Below are 17,912 nucleotides of genomic sequence, written 5' to 3'. Positions count from 1 at the left end.
TGGCTACGCCCTGACTCGAACAGGGGACCCCATCATTATGAGTGATGTGCTCTAACCAACTGAGCTACGTAGCCTTTGGATGGCGCCGTATTCTACGGATTGCCGGCTTATTGTCAAGCACTTGGCGCCGTGTTGGCCACGGCGGCGTCAGCGCAGCGCGCTGGAAAGCCGGCTACCACCAGTGTGCCGTGTAGCGCGAGTTCTGTGCTGGCGTGACGGAGGCGGCTGGAAAGGGCGCTACCGCCATGTGGTCGTCAAGTGCGCCAAGTGTTTGAAAAAACGTGCTCCCCGCAATCTGGCACGGGCCTTGCCCTGTAGTTGAGGGAAACAACAACAGGCGATCTGGATGGCCTGGCGCGCAGACCTCGAGTCGGCTTCTGGCCTTGGCCGTAACGAGGGCAGGCCGCCTCCAGATCAGGGGATCACGCCGGTGGCGAGATCCAGGACCACGACAGGGGAGTCGTTGCCGATGGAGCCCATCGAAACCTTCTACGACGTGATGCGGCGACAGGGGGTCACGCGTCGCTCATTTCTTAAGTTCTGTTCACTGACGGCGGCGGCGCTGGGACTCGGGCCTGCCTACACCGCCAGAATCGCCCACGCCATGGAGACCAAGCCGCGCACGCCGGTGATCTGGGTGCACGGGCTCGAGTGCACCTGTTGTTCGGAGTCGTTCATCCGTTCGGCCCATCCGCTGGTCAAGGACGTGGTGCTGTCGATGATCTCGCTGGACTACGACGACACCCTGATGGCGGCGGCGGGGCATCAGGCCGAGGCCGCCCTGGCCGACACCATCGAGCGCTACAAGGGCAACTACATCCTGGCGGTGGAGGGCAACCCGCCGCTCAATGAGGACGGCATGTTCTGCATCGTCGGTGGGCGGCCCTTCGTCGACCAGCTGCGCGAGACCGCCGAGCACGCCAAGGCGGTGATCTCCTGGGGCTCCTGTGCAAGCCACGGCTGTGTCCAGGCGGCGCGCCCCAACCCCACCCGGGCGACTCCGGTGCACAAGGTCATCACCGACAAGCCGATCATCAAGGTGCCGGGCTGTCCGCCGATCGCCGAGGTCATGACCGGTGTCATCACCTATATGCTGACCTTCGACCGGCTGCCGGAGCTCGACCGCACCGGCCGGCCGAAGATGTTCTATTCCCAGCGCATCCACGACAAGTGCTACCGCCGGCCGCACTTCGACGCCGGCCAGTTCGTCGAGTCCTTCGATGACGAGGGCGCCCGTCGCGGCTACTGCCTGTACAAGGTGGGCTGCAAGGGCCCGACCACCTACAACGCCTGTTCGACCATCCGCTGGAACGAGGGCGTGAGCTTCCCGATCCAGGCCGGCCACGGCTGTATCGGCTGCTCCGAAGACGGCTTCTGGGACAAGGGCTCCTGGTACGCCCGGCTGCAGGACGTGCACCAGTTCGGCATCGAGGCCAACGCCGACCAGATCGGCGGCGTTGTAGCCACCGGGGTGGGCGGTGCGGTGGCGGTCCACGCCGCCGTCAGCGCCTTGAAACGGGCGCAGGTCAAGCGCCAGTCGTCAGCCAACAGGGAGGAAGCCTGATGACGCAGATCAACACTCCTAACGGGTTCAATCTGGACAGAAGCGGACGGCGTATCGTCGTCGACCCGGTGACCCGCATCGAGGGGCATATGCGCTGCGAGGTCAACGTGGATGACAACAACATCATCCGCAACGCGGTGTCCACCGGCACCATGTGGCGCGGGCTCGAGGTCATCCTCAAGGGCCGTGACCCGCGCGACGCCTGGGCCTTTGTCGAGCGCATCTGCGGCGTCTGCACCGGCTGTCATGCGCTGGCGTCGGTGCGCGCGGTGGAGGACGCACTCGACATCCGCATCCCGCGCAACGCCCACCTGATCCGCGAGATGATGGCCAAGGTGCTGCAGTGGCACGACCACGTGGTGCACTTCTACCACCTGCACGCGCTGGACTGGGTCAACCCGGTCAACGCGCTGCGGGCCGACCCACGGGCCACCTCGCAACTGCAGCAGTTGACCGGCCCCAACCATCCGCTGTCGTCGCCGGGCTATTTCCGCGACGTCCAGAATCGCCTGAAGACCTTTATCGAGTCGGGGCAGCTCGGGCTTTTCAAGAACGGCTACTGGGACAATCCCGCCTACCGGCTGTCGCCGGAGGCGGACCTGATGGCGACCGCTCACTATCTTGAGGCGCTGGACCTGCAGAAGGAGATCGTCAAGGTCCACACTGTGTTCGGCGGCAAGAACCCCCACCCCAACTACATGGTCGGCGGGGTGCCTTGTGCCATCAATATCGACGGCGACCTGGCGGCCGGGGCGCCGCTCAACATGGAGCGGCTCAACTTCGTGCGCGCGCGCATGGAGGAAGCCTTCGCCTTCTCCCGGAACGTCTACATCCCCGACGTCATTGCCATCGCCAGCTTCTATAAGGGCTGGTTGTACGGCGGGGGACTGTCCGCCACCAACGTGATGGACTACGGCGACTACTCCAAGGTCAACTACGACAAGTCCACCGACCAGCTCAAGGGCGGCGCCATCCTTGGCGGCAACTGGAACGAGATCCACGAGGTGGACCCCACCGACCCCGAACAGATCCAGGAGTTTGTGGCCCACTCCTGGTACCGCTACGCCGACGAGTCCCGTGGCCTGCACCCCTGGGACGGCGAGACCGAGCACCACTACGAACTGGGCCAGGGCACCGTCGGCACCCGCACCCGGATCGAGGAGATCGACGAGGCCGCCAAGTACTCCTGGATCAAGTCGCCACGCTGGCGTGGCCACGCCATGGAGGTGGGACCGCTGTCGCGCTACATCCTCAACTACGCCCAGGGCAATGACTTCGTGATCGACCAGGTGGACTCGTCGCTGGCCGCCCTCAATCAGCTCGCCGGCACCCGCCTGACACCGAAGCAGGCGCTGCCGACCACCATCGGCCGTACCCTGGCCCGCGCCCTGGAAGCTCACTACTGCGCGTCCATGATGCTCGATGACTGGCATGAGCTGATCGCCAACATCCGCGCCGGCGACCTGGCCACCGCCAATATCGAGAAGTGGGACCCGGCGTCCTGGCCTCAGGAGGCACGCGGTGTCGGCATGGTCGCCGCACCACGGGGCATGAACGGCCACTGGATCCGCATCAAGGACGGCAAGATCGAGAACTACCAGTGCATCGTGCCGACCACCTGGAACGGCAGCCCACGGGACCCGGAGGGCAACATCGGTGCCTTCGAGGCGTCACTGCTGAATACGCCCATGGAGCGGCCGGACGAGCCGGTGGAGATCCTGCGCACGCTGCATTCCTTCGATCCGTGCCTGGCCTGTTCCACCCACGTGATGAGCGAAGACGGTGAAGAGCTGTCTCGCGTCACCGTCAGATAGCCGGGGGAGGGTGTCCCATGTCCCATGACTCGAAAGCGTCATCGTCTGCGCACGCCAGCCAGGCCGACCCCCAGGGAGGCAAGCTTGGCCCCGGGGAGGAGCGCGTGCTGCCTTCCTCGGTCAAGCAGACGTCTGTCTACGTCTATGAGGCGCCGCTGCGGCTGTGGCACTGGACCAATGCGGCGGCCATTCTGGTACTGATCGTCACCGGCTACTTTATCGGCAAGCCGCTGCCGACGGTGTCAGGTGAGGCCAGCGATCACTTCGTGATGGGCTATATCCGCTTTGCCCACTTTACTGCGGGCTACATCCTGGCGATCGGTTTTCTGTTTCGCTTCTACTGGTCGCTGGTCGGCAATCACCACGCCAAGCAGCTGTTTCGCTTGCCGTTGCACCGTCGTGACTGGTGGCGTGAGGTGTGGTTCGAGCTTCGCTGGTACCTGTTTCTGGAGAAGCGCCCGCGCAAGTACGTGGGCCACAATCCCCTGGCACAGTTGGCGATGTTCATCTTCATCACCCTCGGCACCCTGTTCATGATCGTGACCGGAATGGCGCTCTACGCCGAAGGTGCCCTGCGCGGCAGTTGGCAGGACACGCTGTTCGGCTGGGTCATCCCGCTGGTGGGCCAGAGCCTGGACGTGCACACCCTGCATCGTCTCGGCATGTGGGTGATGATCACCTTCATCATCATCCATGTGTATGTGGCGATACGCGAAGACATCATGTCCCGCCAGAGCATCGTCTCGACCATGATCTCAGGGGAGCGCACCTTCAAGGACGACGACCCTTTGTAGTGAGTTGTCGCTGCTCGCCGTGACTTGTCATAGCTCGCAGTTGTTCGCAGTTGCTCGTTAGCCCTGTCGTTGAAGGGCGTAAGCGCTGACCGTTGGCGCCGGAGGCTTCACCGAGAATATCGGGTGAGGTCTCCGGCGCTTTTTGTTGGCGTTCAGGGAGGTTGGCGAGGCGCGTGCATAGGCCGGTGGGGGAGGCATCTTGGTCGGGCATTAATCAGGTAATCACAAGTCACCTTTTGAAACGTTCTTGCCCGGTGTTTTATGAGAAAGATTCTCTTTGAATCGGCGGTTATTGGACTTTTGTAGGGTTATATACCATGTAGCTGTGCCGAAACGATGGGCATGTTGTTTATTGAAAGGTAGCGGCGTTATTCTGCGGAAATGGTCGAGGTTTTTTCAGGTTATCGTGGATATGTGCATGTAAGTGGCTGTTGTAGTGTGAAAAAACGCTTTCGTATATGCCATGGGTGGCGCAGATGGAAGCGTTTTCGGCAGTTTTTTTGGCGGCCTGTTTTTCAGCGTCTTGTTTTTCGGTGCCTTGTTTGTCGTTGTCTTGTTTATCGGTGTCTTGTTTGTCGTTGAAAAAGGCGCTTCGTCGCTAGCCTTTGGCTTTGATGCTGCATCTTGATGTTTTTATGGCGAATGCATCCAGGAATCAGACGAACAGCGAGCCGCTGAAAGAGGCGAAGAAAGAACAAGGAAAGAACGAAGAACGAGACGCAGGATAAAGCCAACTAAAGTAGCGCAGGCAGATATTCGGCGCAGCGAAGGAGCCGGCATGAAGACAGATGATCACGAGGCGACGCCATCGATTCTGGTGCTGGGTATCGGCAATGTGCTGTGGGCCGACGAGGGTTTCGGAGTCCGCGCGGTGGAGGCGCTTCACCAGCGCTATACGTTTGCCGAGGCGGTGACCGTGATGGATGGCGGGACCCAGGGACTCTACCTGTTGCCCTACGTGCAGTCCTGTGAGTGCCTGCTGGTCATCGATGCCATCGACTACGGCCTGGCCCCGGGCAGTGTGCATGTGGTGCGCGATGACGCGGTGCCGAGCTTCATGGGCGCCAAGAAGATGTCGCTGCACCAGACCGGCTTTCAGGAGGTGCTGGCGGCGGCGCAGCTGCTCGGCTGGCAGCCACAGCGGGTGATGCTGGTCGGTGTTCAGCCCTCGGTGCTGGACGATTATGGCGGCTCGCTGCGACCGGAGATCGCCGCGCGAATCGATGAGGTGATCCGCCTGGTGGTCGATGAGCTGGCGTCCTGGGGCGCCAGGCCCCAACTTCGCTCCGAACGCGGGCCCGGACACAGCCCCGATCACCAGTCCCCCATCGCCGAACTGGCGCCTTCGGCGCTCGCCCTTCACCACTACGAAAACATGCGTCCTTCACCACGTGATGCCTGCCGTGTGGGTGATCCGCGCTTTCTGGCGAGGGACCTTGGCCATCCTGACGGGGCGCACGGCGACCCGTCTCGCGAGGCGGGAAGCGAGCGGGATGGTGTAGCCGACAGCGTTGCGAAGGAGTAGCCGCGATATGTGCATTGGCATTCCCATGCGGGTGCTTGAGGCCAGCGGGACGCTCGCCATCTGTGTCAGCGACGGGGCAGAGGATCGACAAGAGGTCGATATTTCCTTGGTCGAGGCGGTGAGCCCCGGCGATTGGCTGCTGGTATTTCTGGGAGCGGCGCGCCGGGTGCTGGAGGCCGATGAGGCGCTGCGCATCAGCGATGCGTTAAGGGCCATGGCCATGGCGGCCGAGGGAGGGACGGTCGAGACGGGACTGTTTGCAGACCTGGAGCAGGGTGAACCCCGCCTGCCGCCGCATCTGGAGGCGGCGCGCAAGGCGGGTGCCTCCACCGGCTGAGTACGCCACGGGCGACAACGCAAGCGGGTGATCGACGACACAAGCGAGTGAGCGACAAGTGAGCGACTAGGGAGTCACGCCAATGACGGGGCCATTGCACCGGCTGATCAATGAACTGGACTATCCCTGCCTCGCCGGGGAGGAACTGGCGGCCTTCGTGACGGGGCCAGGCGCCCGGGTGCTGTTTCTCAGTGGTGATCCGGCCACCAACCTCGAGACCAACGATGTGGCCGCCATTCTGCCGGAGCTGGTCAAGGCCTTCCCGGGGCGGTTTGAGCCCGCGGTGGTGGATCGCGCGGAAGAAGACGCCACCCGCGAACGCTTTCAGGTGTGGCCGGTGCCTTCACTGCTGTTTTTCCAGGACGGCCGGATGACCGGTGTGATCTCGAAGGTGCGCGACTGGGACGACTACCTGGGCGAGATCCACGCCATTCTGCAAGGGACGTCTGCCAGCGCCAATATCATCGCTCGCGACGGGAGTGTTCGAACATGACCCAGGGATTCATGCCGTCATCGCCGGGTATCGGGCCTGGCAGCCAGCCCGAGGAGGCCGTGCTCGATTACCTGCCGATGCCATCGGGAATGAGCACCTTTCAGCCGAGCTTTCCCGAGGTGGAGGACCCCGAGCGCATCCGGCCCGCGCTGGTTGCCCTCAGCGCTCTGGCCGACAGGGCCGCCCAGTGGACGCCGGAGGGCGGCAATCTGGTGGTCGAGCTGCCGTCGCTCGATGCCGAGAATCGCAAGGCGCTGGCCGATGCACTCGGCGAGGGTGAGGTCGCGATCAAGGTCGGTGGCAAGGATGCCGTCGAGATTCAGGAGTCGGTCTTCGCCGGTCTGTGGCGGGTGACGTCCCGGGATGTGGATCACGACTCGGGCAGTGTGCAGGAACATATCGAGATCGGCGTGGTGCCCCTGGCGGTGGTGCAATGCCGCCAGCAGCGCATCTTCTGCCCGCCGGATGCCGGCCAGGGTGTGGTCAACGGACCCTTTATCGTCTCGGAGCTGATCGAGCGCTGCGAGGAGCGTGTCCCTGGTGGCGAGCCTTATGCCATCAACCTGTCGCTGTTGCCCCATACCCCGGAGGATCTGGCCTATCTGGACGAGGCGCTGGGGCGGGGCGAGGTCACCATCCTGTCGCGGGGCTACGGCAACTGTCGTATCGACAGCACCGCCCTCGATCATGTCTGGCGGGTGCGCTACTTCAATTCCCAGGACTCGCTGATTCTGGACGTCATCGAAGTCTCCGATGTGCCCGAGGTGGCCTGCGCGGCGGCCGAAGACATCGCCGATTCGGTGATTCGACTCAAGCAGGTAGTGGAGGCGATGGCGTGACGGCACGATTCGAAGGTTCGTTTCTCGGAGACCTGGCGCGTCTGGACGCCGCCGCCCGGCTCGAGTGCAAGATCTGCTGGTACTGCTATGACCCTGCCGTCGGCGACGCCGTTCGTCAGGTCGAGCCGGGGACGCCGTTCTCGGCGCTGCCCCAGGACTGGCGCTGTCCCCAGTGCGACGGTGAGCGCAACCAGTTTATGGTGCTGGATGATCGGCAGGGCGTTGGGAGAGCGGCCGCCGCGCCCGCCGCACTCGCCACACCCGCCGGGGCTGCGACGGCGGATATGGGCGCCGTCAAGCGACTGGTCGAGACCTTTCGCGAGATCCAGACCACCGGCATGAAGGATTCCCCCTTCAACAATCTGTCGCTGCACGTCGAGGCGGTGGGGTTTATCCCCTGGGAGGGCGGGCTGCTGGGTATCCTGGTCGCGCCCTGGCTGATGAATCTGGTGGTGATCCCAGGTCCCGATGACGACGTCCAGTGCCTGCGTCCCGGCGACAAGCGGGTCTACTCCTTTGCCTCCGGCGACTACGAATTCATCTTCAATACCCGGGTGCCGGTGGGGGCCTTCCTGGCCTGTTCGCTGTTTTCCGACATGAGCGAGTTTGCAAGCCAGGCCTACGCCACCGAGGTGGCGCGCGCCGCCATGGAGGCGCTGCTTGATCCCGCCAACCGCGCCGAGACGGATCGCCACGCGGATATCGCCGCGCTGAGCGTGGCCGGGGAGGAGGGTATCGCCGGGGCAGATGCTGACGCTGACGCGGAGGCTGAAAGCACCGCGGCGCCCTCGGCCGACCCCGAACCCCTAGGCGGCGATGGCGAAGCTGGCGTAAGCCAGTGGTCTCCTCCGACACCCGGGCTCGAGTCTCGGCGAGACTTCCTGACCGGGCGCACGTCGAGCACCGCTGCCGGCACCAAAGCCGCCCCCAGCAGCGGAGCGTCCTTGGATTCTGCGTCAGGGGACGAGGACGAGTCGTCATGATGCCGACGCTGATCATCAGTCACGGCCACAACCCCGGGGGCGAGCCGGGGTTTCGCGTGAGTCAGCGGGGGAGTATGCCGACCCAGTGGCTGATCGATCGAAATCGTCACGAGGCGATGACCATGGTGGGGTGTCTGTACAACCTGTGCGCCGCCGCCCAGAGCGCCGCGGCGGCCAAGGCCATGGACCTGCCGCTTGCCCCTGACTGCCACCGTCATATCCAGCTCGAGACCCTGCGCGAGCATGGCCTGGTCATGCTGCGGGACTGGCCGGGGGTGCTGGGCATGGCGATGGACGCCGACTCCCTGAAGGGGCTGGCGGGGCTTTCGCTCTCCAGTCTGAATGTGCTGGAGGCGCGGGTGTTCGCCGGGCCGGCCGAGCGCGCACTGGAGGATATCGAGGCGTGGCTCGAGCGAGCGCCGAGTCGGCCCGCCGAGGTGCTGCGCCAGGTCGCCGACTGGCCGCGGGAGTTCGGGAGAATCGCTGTGGCGGACGATCCTACCTTCGTGGGTCGCGTGGCCGGGCATGCGTCGCTAGGCGGCGTCATCGCGCGGGATGGTTGGAGCCTGTATGCGCGGATGCTGGCGCGACTGGTGGAGGTGGCGCAGTTGATAGTTGCGCTGCGCGCCGGCGCTGGCAACTGCACTGCTGGGGGTAGCAGCGATGCCGGCAAGCCACGCTGCGGGCGCGCCGCCGATGGCAGCGGCTGGGCCGAGGCCGCCCGGGGACGCCTGGTGCATCGGGTGGCGTGCCGGGACGACCGCGTCGTCGACTACCACATCATCACCCCGACCGACGCCATGCTCGACGGTGCTGTCGGCCCCGATGGCGAGCGGCAACGGGGTTTTCTTTCCCGATTGCTGGAATCCGCCCACGGCCAGGGCGAGTGCCATGGCTACAGTCATGGCCTCAGTGATGGCGACAACCAGGCCCGGCAGCGGGTGGCGATGGCGCTGAGCTGTGCCGATCCCTGTCTGCCGGTGGTGTGGCAGGAGTCGAGTGAAGCGCTGTACCAGGCGCCTTCGCAGGCGCCATGCCGGAAGGCAGGGCCGCCAGGGGGGAGGTCATCATGCACGAATTGAGCCTGTGTCAGAGCATCGTCGAACTGATCGAGGAGCAGGCCAGCGTCCAGGCGTTCGAGAAGGTGACCCGGGTGTGTCTCGAGATCGGGGCCTTGTCCTGCGTCGAGCCCGAGGCCCTGGCGTTCGGTTTCGATCTGTCCACCCGTGGCTCCGTCGCCGAAGGGGCGACGCTGGATATCGTCAACATACCGGCCACGGCCTGGTGTTTCGGTTGCAATCGCACGGTGGATATTGCCCAGCGTGGCGACGATTGCCCCCTGTGTTCCAGCGCCCGTCTGCACGTGACCGGCGGAGAGGAACTTCGCGTCAAGGAACTGGAGGTTGTCTGATGTGTACCGTCTGCGGATGCGCCGAAAGCGGTGACCAGAGTCACGCCCATCATCACGAGCACGAGCATGCTCATTCCCACAAGCACGCTCACTCCCATTCCCACCCCCACACTCACTCCCATGCTCACCCTCATTCCCACGAGCACGAGCACGCCCACGCCCATTCTCATGATCATGTGCACGCCCATGTTCATTCCCATGGCCACGGCGACCACACCGGCGCTGCCGAGCCGGATGCCTCGCCGCATCTGGACTGTGGCGCAGGGCCTGCCGGGGTCGAGGTGGCGGGGATGTCGCAACGCCGTCTGGTGGAGATCGAGACCAACATCCTGGCCCGTAACGACGCCATCGCCGAGGGCAATCGGCGGCGCCTCGAGGCCGACGGCGTGCTGGCGCTGAATCTGGTGTCGAGCCCGGGTTCCGGCAAGACCACGCTGCTTGTGGACACCATCCGTCGGCTCGGTGCCGAGGGGGTGGCGGTGATCGAGGGCGACCAGCAGACCGCCAATGACGCCCGGCGCATTCGCGAGACCGGGGTGCCGGCGCTGCAGGTCAATACCGGCAAGGGCTGCCATCTCGACGCCTCCATGGTCGAACGGGCGCTGCCCCAGGTAAGCCCGCCCGGGCTTGGCCTGTTGTTTATCGAGAATGTGGGCAACCTGGTGTGTCCGGCGGGCTTCGATCTGGGCGAGGACGCCAAGGTGGTGATCCTGTCGGTGACCGAAGGCGAGGACAAGCCGCTCAAGTACCCGCACATGTTCGCCGCCGCCTCGCTGATGCTGCTGAGCAAGGTCGATCTGGCGCCCCATGTCGACTTCGACATGGACGCCTGCGAAGCCTACGCCCGTCGGATCAATCCCGAACTGGAGATCCTGCGGCTGTCGGCCACCAGCGGTGAGGGCATGGACGCCTGGCTCGACTGGATCGACGCACGCCGTGAGGCGCTCAGGCAGCGCGCCTTGAGCCGGGCGCGCCAGCACCTTGCCATGCTCGAGCAGCGCTAGGGGTCGCCATGTCCACCTTGGTCGAGGGTCCGCTGTTCGATGGACGGGGTGTTGCCGCCGAGTCGCTGCCCAGTGTGCTGATGGTCGGTGCCGCCAGCGAGCGAATCGGCTCGCTTGAGGACGTCACGCAAGGGCGCCTGGAGTGCCTGAGGGCGACGCACTGGGAAGAGGCTCGGGCGCTGCTGGTGTCCGAGTGGGTCGGGCTGGTGATTGTCGAGCTTGCACATGAGGGCGACGCCGCCAGGGGTGCGGGACTGTCCCCTGACGGTGGCTGGGCCAGGGAACTGGCCCATCGCTGGCCCGAGGTGCAGTGTCTGGTGATCGCCGATCATGGGCCCACCTCGGTCGGTGACTGGCCCGAGGCGTTTCACCTGCTTTGTCGCCGCAGTCCGGTCGAGGTGGTGGCGCGAACCATCGACGTCGCCCTGCGTCAGTATCAGCTCGAGCGGGAGTGTCGGCGGCTGCGCGCGGAGCGTGCCCTGTACCAGCCGACCGTTCAGGCGCGGCTGGCGGCCCACCGCCGGCGGATGCGCGAGGCGGGGGGCTTCGAGACGATCATCCGGGCGCCGGGGTCGCCGCTGGAGCCGCTGTGCGACATGGCGGCGCGCATCGCCGGCTTCGACGTGCCGGTCCTGGTGACAGGAGAAAGCGGCACCGGCAAGGAGTTGATGGCCCGGGCGATCCACGCCAGCAGCCTGCGCTCGGAGATGCCTTTCTACGCCCTGGACTGCGGCGCGGTGACCGATGAACTGCTGGAGAGCGAGCTGTTCGGCCACTGCAAGGGGGCCTTCACCGGGGCGAGTTCAAGCCGCGTCGGACTGCTGGAGCGGGCCCACGAGGGCACCCTGCTGCTGGACGAGATCGGTGATACCTCCAGCGCCTTTCAGCTGCGCCTGTTGCGTTTTCTGCAGGAGGGGGAAGTGCGCCCGGTGGGTTCCAACGAGGTGCGCCAGCTGGACGTCCGGGTCATTGCCGCGACCAACCGGGATCTGATGGCCGAGGTGGCGGCAGGGCGCTTCCGGGAGGACCTCTACCATCGCCTGACGGTGGCCCCGGTTCAGTTGCCACCGCTGCGCGAGCGCGCCTGTGATATCGCGGCTCTGGCCGAGGTGCTGCTGGCGCGGATCGCTTCCCGCCACGGGATCAGGGTCGGCGGCTTCACCGATGCGGCGATGGCGTGTCTGTGCGCCTACGCCTGGCCCGGCAATGTTCGCGAGCTGGAAAACCAGATCACCCGCATGGTGATGCTGGCGACCGGCGAGAAGCTTGGCGTCGAACTGCTGGCGCCGCACCTGCGAACCGATGAATGGCGTCAGGCGCCAGTCGAGCGGCGCCAGGACCTGCCTGAGCCGCCGAAAGCGAATACGACGGCCGATCCGGTCGAGGACGACGAGGACGCCGGCACCCTGCGCGAGCGGGTCGAGCGCCTGGAGGCGAGCTGCCTGGCCCGGGCGCTCGAGCGTCATGGCGGCAACAAGTCGCGTACCGCCAGTGAACTGGGGCTATCGCGCATCGGCCTGAGGGCCAAGCTGCAACGCTACGGGATCGGCGAGGCGGCCGGAGACCCCGAATAGGCCGAGATTCGAATCGGCCCTGAGCAGACCACCATCAGCGTGTCAGCACGGCATCAGCAGATGCGCGGTAGCTGCTCTCCCACCAGCATGTCGACGATGCGCTGGCCGCCAAAGCCGGTGCGCAGCGTCACCCGTCCCGGCTTGCCGACCAGTGCCTGACCGATGATCGCGGCTTCCTTTCCCAGCGGATGCCCGCGCAGGGCGACCAGGGCCGCCTCGGCCTGAGCCGCGGGCACCACCGCTACCAGCTTGCCTTCGTTGGCCAGGTACAGTGGATCCAGGCCCAGAATCTCGCACATCCCCCGGACCTCCTTGCGCAGCGGCAGGGCCAGGTCGTCGAGTTCGATGGCAAGCCTGGAGGCATCGGCCATCTCGTTGAGCACCGTGGCGACGCCGCCCCGGGTGGCGTCACGCAGGCAGCGGGTCTCGGGGGCGGCGGCCAGCAGTGCCTCGATCAGGCCATTGAGGGAGGCGCAGTCGCTCTCCAGGTCGGTGTCCAGCGACAGGTCGCCACGGGCCGCCAGGATGGCGGCACCGTGATCGCCGAGCCAGCCGTTGACGATGATCACGTCGTCGGCCTGAATGCGCTCGATACCGAGCTTACGCTCGACGGGAATGACGCCGATGCCGGTGGTGGTGATGAAGACGCCGTCGCAGGCCCCGCGCTCGACCACCTTGGTGTCACCTGTGACGATCTCGACGCCGGCCTCGCGGGCCGCAGTAGCCATGGAGCGGGCGATGCGCCTCAGGTCATCGATCGGCAGGCCTTCTTCCAGGATCACCGCGCAGGACAGGTAGCGGGGATGGGCGCCCCCCACGGCCAGGTCGTTGACGGTGCCGCACACCGCCAGCTTGCCGATGTCGCCACCGGGAAAGAACAGCGGGTCGACCACGAAGCCGTCGGTGGTCATGGCCAGTCGGTCGCCCAGGCATGCCAGCTCGGCCAGCTCCAGCCGCGCCTGGTCCTCGAGCACCTCGGGAAGCGCGGTGAATTCCCTGACGAAGACGTCATCGATCAGGTCCTTCATGGCCTTGCCGCCGCCTCCGTGGGCCTGGGTCACCGCGCGGGCGGCAAGGGTGGGAAGCTGTCGTCGTGTCGTATCGCTCATGATTCGGCCTGGCTTGTGCTGTGGTTCGGGCTATCGACGTTGCCACCGCCGTATTGATAGTAGGCGGCGCAGGCGCCTTCGCTGGAGACCATCAGCGCGCCCCGGGGTTGATCCGGTGTGCAACGCTTGCCGAACAGCTCGCACTGCCAGGGCTTGAGGTTGCCGGTGAGCACGTCACCACAGCGGCAGTTGTCCGGGTCGGCCACCTGCTGGTTGGGCACGGCGAACTTGCGTTCGGCATCGAAGGCGCCATAGGCGTCCTTGATCTGGACACCTGACTCGGCGATCGATCCAAGCCCGCGCCACTCGCAGCTCTCGCGGGGCTCGTAGACCCGATGGAAGGCCTCCAGCGCGGTGAGATTGCCGTCGCTGGTCACCAGACGCTGGTACTGGTTCTCGACCTCGGCGCGGCCATCGTGGAGCTGGCGAACGACCATCAGCAGCGACTGCAGGATATCCAGGGGCTCGAAGCCAGAGACCACCACCGGGCAGCCGTAACGCTCGGCGATGAAGCGGTAGGGGTCGGTGCCGATGATCATCGACACGTGTCCCGGCCCGAGGAAGCCATCCAGGCGATGGTCAGGATTGTCGAGGATCGCCTGTAACGTCGGGATGATGGTGATGTGGTTGCAGAACACCGAGAAGTTGCCGACCCCTTCGCGCTCGGCCTGGGCGATGGTCAGGGCGGTGGAGGGAATGGTGGTCTCGAAGCCCAGGCCAAAGAACACCACTTCCCGATCCGGATGCTTGCGCGCCAGTGCCAGGGCGTCGGTGGGGGAGTAGACGATGCGCACATCGGCGCCGTCGGCCTTGGCCTGCATCAGGCTCTTGCGTGAGCCGGGAACCCGGATGGCGTCGCCGAAGGTGGCGAGGATCACCTCGGGACGCTCGGCGATGGCGACGCAGTCATCGACGCGCCCCATCGGCAGCACGCACACCGGGCAGCCGGGGCCGTGAATCAGCTCCAGTTCCGGCGGCAGCATGGCCTCCAGCCCATAGTGGAAGATCGCGTGGGTATGGCCACCACAGACCTCCATGATGCGCACCGGGCCGCCGCGCTGCTCGGCCAGGCGGGCGACCAGGGTGGTGATGTGTTCGAGGATCTGCCGGGCGCGGGCGTGATCGCGGAATTCGTCGATGAATTTCATGAAGAGACCTCCTGGTCGCCGGTCAAGGTCAGGGCGTCGAACTCGTGGGTATCGCCCAGTTCGTCCAGCAGTTCGAGGGTGCGCGCCGCAGCCTCGGCGTCGATACGGTTCAGGGCGAAGCCCACATGGACCAGTACCCAGTCGCCCACGCAGCGTTCGGGCGGGTGGTCGTCATCGACGATGCAGGCGATATTGATCTGGCGTCGGACCCCGCTCACGTCCACCGTGGCGAGCTGCGCGTCGGCGTCATCGAGGGAAATGATCTGTCCTGGAATTCCCAGACACATGGGCGGTCTCCTGTGCGTTATTGGATGCCGTGGTGGCGGTAGTGACAGTGGCAATGGAGGGAACGGTTGTTGTTGTCGAGATCGTCGAGATTGCTGAGGTCGGACTATCCGACGCCTGGTCGGAGGCCAGCGGATGCCGCCGCGCCGCCGCGATCAGCGCCTGGCCCAGGGCGATGCCGCCGTCGTTGGCCGGCACCTGGCGGTGGGTCAGCACCCGAACAGGCAGGGGGGCGAGGCACTTAAGCGTCAGTTCCAGCAGGGTGCGGTTGTGAAAGCAGCCACCGCTCAGCGCGACGGCCTCGACGTTGCGCGTGCTGGAGAGGCGCCGGGCATGGTCGTTAGAGACTTCGTCGAGTGCGTCGTCCTGCATGTCGCCTACGACGTCGTCCAGCATCTCGCCAACGACCTCGCCAACGACCTCGCCAAGCCCCTTGGCCAGTCCCAGGTGAAAGCGCGCCGCGATCAGCGAGGCGTCCTTGCCGGCGGCCAGGTCGTCAAACAGCGCCGTCCACATCGGTGCCGGATCGAGAATCCGGTGACCGCCTTGCTCCCTGTGAAGGGCGAAGGGATAGGCCGCAAGGGCGCCAGGCGTGCGTGACGTAGGCGACGGGGTTGGTGTCAGCGCGCGGGCGGCCAGGGCTTCCAGTGCCATGGCCGCTTCGCCTTCGTGGTGCTGGCGATCGAAGCACAGCTCCAGGGCGGCGGCGACGGCGTCGAACAGGCGCCCGCAGGAGGAGGCGAGGGGGCTGTTGATCCCGGCCTCGATCATCCCGCTGAGGGTGTCGATCGGCTTCTGCTGCAGTCGCTTTAGTACGCCAAGGTTTGGGTGGCGGCGTTTGAGGGCGGCAAGGCCGGGACCGGCGATGAGCTGCGCCAAGAGGTTGCGCCAGGGCTCGCGGGAGGCGGTGCCGGCTCCCGGCATGGCCACGGACTTGAGCGAACCTAGTCGCTGGCAATGGCGATAATCCGCCATCAGGAACTCACCGCCCCACAGGCCGCCATCCTCGCCAAGGCCCAGGCCGTCCAGGGCGATCCCCAGTACCGGAGCGGCGTCGCGAGGATAGCCGTTGTCGGCCAGACAGGCGGCGATATGGGCGTGGTGATGGCCAATGGCATCGAGTGGCAGGCCGGCGTCGTCGGCCATTCGCCGAGCCATGTGACGAGCCATGTGACGAGCCATGTCGCTGGTACGGTAGTCCGGGTGAGAGTCGCAGGCCAGCCAGGCGGGACGGTGGTCGTAAAGCGTCAGGAAGTCGTCAAGATTGCGTTCGTAGTCGTCGAGGGTGGCGGCGTCGTCCAGGTCACCCTGATGCGGGGACAGGATCGCGCGCTGGCCATCCACCAGGCAGAAGGTGGCCTTCTGTTGCGGACCCAGGGCAAGCCCCGGCGAGATGTCCTCGAAGCCAGGCGGCAGCGGCAGTGATGCCGGGGCGTAGCCCCTGGCACGACGCAGCATGCGCACCTTGCCGGCGGCCAGCTGTACCAGGCTATCGTCGATACGCCGGGCGATGGCGCGGTCGTGGGTGAGGGCGTGGCTGGCGATCGTCGACAGGCGGTCAGCCAGTTGGCCATCGTCGATCAGCTGGGGCTCCCCGGAGACGTTGCCGCTGGTCATCACAATGGGAAAGGGCAGCCGATGGCACAGCAGCACGTGCAAGGGGGTCGATGGCAGCATCACGCCGAGCCCGTCGAGTCCCGGGGCCAAGGCCTCGGCGAGTGGCCGGCCTGGGGCCTCGTCACGGCGCCGCTCGAGCAGCACGATGGGCGCGGCGGCTGAGCAGAGTGCCCGTTGTTCGAGCTCATCGAGCCGGCAGTAGCGCCTGACCATCTCCAGGTCTTTGGCCATCAACGCCAGCGGTCGTGTGGGGCGATGCTTGAGCCGTCGCAGGCGCTCGAGGGCCTCGGTGCTGGTGGCGTCGCAGGCAAGCTGGTAGCCACCGAGTCCCTTGATGGCGAGGATCTGGCCCTGGCGGATCAGCGCGGCGGCCTGGTCGATGGGAGCCTCGAGCGAAGATTCAGTGCGAGTCTCGAGGGCATCTTCGCCCGCCAGCCAGGGCCCGTCGTCCAGCGCCACCAGACGCACCTGTGGCCCGCAGGCCGGACAGGCGATGGGTTCGGCATGAAAGCGACGGTCGCCGGGATCCAGATATTCGGCGCGACAGCACTCGCATAGCGCAAAGTCAGCCATGGTGGTGGCCGCCCGGTCGTAGGGCATGTCACGAATGATCGACAGGCGTGGGCCACAGTGGGTGCAGTTGGTCAGGGCGTAGCCGGAGCGTCGCTGGTGCTGGCTCAGTATTTCTTCTGTGCAGGCTGCGCAGATGGCGGCGTCCACGGCGATATCGGTGCGCGTTGCGCCCTCGAGACTATCGACGATGGTGAAGCCGACTCGGTGCAGCGGTGCCAGGCCCGAGCGAACCTCGATGTCGGTGATCTGTGCCAGTGGGGGCGGGTCGCGCTTGAGTCGTTCGATCAGGCTCTCGAGGCGTTCACGGGGGCCGGCTGCCCGGATCAGCACGCCTTCTCCGTCGTTGAGCACCTCACCGACCAGCGCTAGCCGGTTGGCCAGTTGCCATACCGTCGGACGAAACCCCACACCCTGCACGCAGCCGCGGACCCGGATTTCTACCGTGGTCTCTGGTGTGCATGGCGGTGTCGTGGGGGTGTGAATGGTCATGACGTCCAGCGGTGAAGAAAAGACCTGCCTGACTATTTCACAGCTAACGCAGGCCAAACTTGAGCTGTGACAACCTTCTACGACCACCATACCCCTCCCCTGAGGTGCCCCCGTGGCGCTTCTGTGCTGGTGTGAGCGGATGTGCCGCTTTCCTGACCCATCGTCAGATTGCCCTGGCGCAGCATTGCCGACTTGGCATTGGACAAGTACTGTATAAAATAACAGTATTCGGTATATTGGCGTCCGCCCGCTAAGGCCAGGGCGTGGACCTGAAACCTGGACCTGAAACCCGGACCAGAAATCTGGGTTAGAAATCTGAGCCGGGCTGGAGTATCTAGCGAGCCAGGGGCGCA

The 17,912-nt window shown here is 65.5% G+C and carries 17 protein-coding genes and 1 tRNA gene; 13 read left to right on the top strand and 5 right to left on the bottom strand.

Going from position 1 to position 17,912, the window contains the following annotated elements; all coding sequences use genetic code 11:
- Positions 1-74: transfer RNA gene (locus RBB39_RS16735), tRNA-Met, on the bottom strand.
- Between the two features lie 395 nt (positions 75-469).
- Between RBB39_RS16735 and RBB39_RS16730 the strand changes: the two genes are divergently transcribed.
- The 13 genes from RBB39_RS16730 to RBB39_RS16670 all read left to right on the top strand — a co-directional run bounded on the left by RBB39_RS16730 (position 470) and on the right by RBB39_RS16670 (position 12,338).
- The gene (locus RBB39_RS16730; protein WP_306169203.1) at positions 470-1,564 is read left to right on the top strand and encodes a hydrogenase small subunit; all 1,095 of its coding nucleotides are present in this window, start codon (positions 470-472) and stop codon (positions 1,562-1,564) included.
- Positions 1,564-3,378, top strand: coding sequence for a nickel-dependent hydrogenase large subunit (locus tag RBB39_RS16725; RefSeq protein ID WP_108132938.1), 1,815 nt, complete (start codon positions 1,564-1,566; stop codon positions 3,376-3,378). The genes RBB39_RS16730 and RBB39_RS16725 overlap by 1 nt, the downstream gene beginning before the upstream one ends.
- Positions 3,379-3,395: 17 nt before the next feature.
- A complete protein-coding gene (gene cybH, locus RBB39_RS16720; RefSeq protein WP_306169202.1) occupies positions 3,396-4,172 on the top strand; it encodes a Ni/Fe-hydrogenase, b-type cytochrome subunit in 777 nt (258 codons plus the stop codon).
- Positions 4,173-4,635: 463 nt separating this feature from the next.
- Positions 4,636-4,800, top strand: a complete 165-nt coding sequence (locus RBB39_RS16715) for a hypothetical protein (RefSeq protein WP_253029418.1) — start codon at positions 4,636-4,638, stop codon at positions 4,798-4,800.
- A gap of 150 nt (positions 4,801-4,950) precedes the next feature.
- Complete coding sequence (locus tag RBB39_RS16710) at positions 4,951-5,697, top strand: HyaD/HybD family hydrogenase maturation endopeptidase (RefSeq protein ID WP_253029417.1); 747 nt, start codon at positions 4,951-4,953, stop codon at positions 5,695-5,697.
- A gap of 7 nt (positions 5,698-5,704) precedes the next feature.
- Positions 5,705-6,034 (top strand): HypC/HybG/HupF family hydrogenase formation chaperone, encoded by a 330-nt coding sequence (locus RBB39_RS16705; protein ID WP_213229664.1) that lies wholly within the window; start codon positions 5,705-5,707, stop codon positions 6,032-6,034.
- A gap of 82 nt (positions 6,035-6,116) precedes the next feature.
- Complete coding sequence (locus RBB39_RS16700) at positions 6,117-6,527, top strand: hydrogenase (protein ID WP_124803843.1); 411 nt, start codon at positions 6,117-6,119, stop codon at positions 6,525-6,527.
- The gene (locus RBB39_RS16695; protein WP_253029416.1) at positions 6,524-7,366 is read left to right on the top strand and encodes a hydrogenase expression/formation protein; all 843 of its coding nucleotides are present in this window, start codon (positions 6,524-6,526) and stop codon (positions 7,364-7,366) included. Before RBB39_RS16700 ends, RBB39_RS16695 begins: the two co-directional genes overlap by 4 nt.
- Positions 7,363-8,349, top strand: a complete 987-nt coding sequence (hybE, locus tag RBB39_RS16690) for a [NiFe]-hydrogenase assembly chaperone HybE (protein WP_253029415.1) — start codon at positions 7,363-7,365, stop codon at positions 8,347-8,349. The genes RBB39_RS16695 and hybE overlap by 4 nt, the downstream gene beginning before the upstream one ends.
- Entirely contained in the window at positions 8,346-9,431 is a 1,086-nt protein-coding gene (locus RBB39_RS16685) for a hypothetical protein (RefSeq protein WP_306169201.1), read from the top strand. Before hybE ends, RBB39_RS16685 begins: the two co-directional genes overlap by 4 nt.
- Entirely contained in the window at positions 9,419-9,760 is a 342-nt protein-coding gene (gene hypA / locus RBB39_RS16680; protein ID WP_108132930.1) for a hydrogenase maturation nickel metallochaperone HypA, read from the top strand. Before RBB39_RS16685 ends, hypA begins: the two co-directional genes overlap by 13 nt.
- On the top strand, positions 9,760-10,764 hold the full coding sequence (gene hypB / locus RBB39_RS16675) for a hydrogenase nickel incorporation protein HypB (RefSeq protein WP_306169200.1): 1,005 nt from the start codon (positions 9,760-9,762) through the stop codon (positions 10,762-10,764). The genes hypA and hypB overlap by 1 nt, the downstream gene beginning before the upstream one ends.
- An 8-nt stretch (positions 10,765-10,772) precedes the next feature.
- Positions 10,773-12,338, top strand: a complete 1,566-nt coding sequence (locus RBB39_RS16670; RefSeq protein WP_253029368.1) for a sigma-54-dependent Fis family transcriptional regulator — start codon at positions 10,773-10,775, stop codon at positions 12,336-12,338.
- A gap of 53 nt (positions 12,339-12,391) precedes the next feature.
- Here the strand turns inward: RBB39_RS16670 and hypE are convergent, their stop codons facing one another.
- From hypE to hypF, 4 genes are read right to left on the bottom strand one after another with little or no spacing between them, the layout of a single operon-like run.
- Complete coding sequence (gene hypE, locus RBB39_RS16665) at positions 12,392-13,447, bottom strand: hydrogenase expression/formation protein HypE (protein WP_253029369.1); 1,056 nt, start codon at positions 13,445-13,447, stop codon at positions 12,392-12,394.
- Positions 13,444-14,595 (bottom strand): hydrogenase formation protein HypD, encoded by a 1,152-nt coding sequence (hypD, locus tag RBB39_RS16660; protein WP_108448932.1) that lies wholly within the window; start codon positions 14,593-14,595, stop codon positions 13,444-13,446. The genes hypE and hypD overlap by 4 nt, the downstream gene beginning before the upstream one ends.
- Complete coding sequence (locus tag RBB39_RS16655; RefSeq protein WP_253029370.1) at positions 14,592-14,882, bottom strand: HypC/HybG/HupF family hydrogenase formation chaperone; 291 nt, start codon at positions 14,880-14,882, stop codon at positions 14,592-14,594. The genes hypD and RBB39_RS16655 overlap by 4 nt, the downstream gene beginning before the upstream one ends.
- Complete coding sequence (gene hypF / locus RBB39_RS16650) at positions 14,842-17,559, bottom strand: carbamoyltransferase HypF (protein WP_306169199.1); 2,718 nt, start codon at positions 17,557-17,559, stop codon at positions 14,842-14,844. The genes RBB39_RS16655 and hypF overlap by 41 nt, the downstream gene beginning before the upstream one ends.
- Positions 17,560-17,912: the final 353 nt, after the last annotated feature.

This window comes from Halomonas sp. MMSF_3323, from assembly GCF_030733595.1.
Taxonomy (GTDB): Bacteria; Pseudomonadota; Gammaproteobacteria; order Pseudomonadales; family Halomonadaceae; genus Halomonas; species Halomonas litopenaei.
The sequence above is the reverse complement of the archived record's forward strand: the minus strand, read 5'-3'. Positions and strand labels throughout refer to the sequence as shown.